Annotated in this window: 1 pseudogene; it reads right to left on the bottom strand. The window is 48.2% G+C overall.

Annotated features, from left to right (window positions below):
- A pseudogene (locus tag D3D02_RS21420) lies at positions 1–448 on the bottom strand (cell division control protein Cdc6); the annotation flags it as partial.

Below are 448 nucleotides of genomic sequence, written 5' to 3'. Positions count from 1 at the left end.
CTTGTACAACAGCTTCAGCGCTTGCCGGGCGCTCCCAGAATCTTGCGCCGCGAACGCTGCACATAACGGGATCACATCATCTTCAAGAATGTCTGATGATAACTCGAACGCTCCATTATCAAGTTGCGATGCAGTCGTATCGTGGAATGCTTCGGATGCTCGTTGCTTCAAGATGTTCCCGAGTTCATTCGCATCATACGGTGGGAAATGAATCTCCTCGTCGCACAGGGAGTCTTTCACCCGTGCAGAAAGGTTATCTCGGAAAGTGAAATCGTTCGAGATCCCGATAACCCCGACAGACGTATCTCTGACATTCCCATTATCGTTAGCGCGAGGAAGTTTGTATAGGATGTCGTCATCATTTCCGATAGCATCGATCTCGTCTAAAACAACTAGGCAATGCGTAGCGTCGAGTTTTTCGAGTTCCTCGAATAGCATCGTGTATATA

Source organism: Halobellus sp. Atlit-38R (assembly GCF_003665925.1).
In the GTDB taxonomy this organism is placed as follows: domain Archaea; phylum Halobacteriota; class Halobacteria; order Halobacteriales; family Haloferacaceae; genus Haloquadratum; species Haloquadratum inordinatus.
The sequence above is the reverse complement of the archived record's forward strand: the minus strand, read 5'-3'. Positions and strand labels throughout refer to the sequence as shown.